The sequence below is a fragment of the Streptococcus sp. SCPM-O-B-15304 (M98) genome, from assembly GCF_058200215.1.
Genome location: NZ_JBYQGQ010000041.1, coordinates 1 through 447, shown reverse-complemented (window position 1 = coordinate 447; position 447 = coordinate 1). Strand labels below are relative to the sequence as shown.

The window sequence follows — 447 nt, the reverse complement described above, 5'->3', positions numbered from 1 at the left end:
TTCTTCTGGTGGAGTTACGACGTTGTTAAACTCTTTATCAGCGATGTCGCCTACAGTCGCGATAAGAACTTTAGCTGTTCCATCGTGTTTCACTGTAACTGTTACATTCGCTTTCATAGTATCGTATGTAACGGTTGTGTCAGATCCTTTAACTTCTTCTACAGTGTAGTTGTGAACGCCTGCTTGTTCTTTCTTGAATTCGATAGCTGAGAACTTAACGTTTCCAGATGCATCGTTCGTTACAGTTTCAACAACTTTACCTGTTGAATCTTTAAGAACGAAGCTGAATTCGTTAGCTTTAAGCTCACGACCTTCCAAACGTTTAGTAAAGTTGAATTCTACTGATACTGGTACGCTGTTGACACGTTTTTCAGTTGGTTTGCTTGGTTTTTCAACTTTCTTCGTAGTTGGGTTGTAGTAGTTCACAACTTGAGCTGCAGTATTTTC

General features: G+C 39.6%; 1 protein-coding gene. It reads right to left on the bottom strand.

What is annotated here, in order from left to right:
- Positions 1-447, bottom strand: a 447-nt coding sequence (locus AC3E7H_RS09950; protein WP_490676511.1) for a Spy0128 family protein, incomplete at both ends; no start/stop codon positions are given.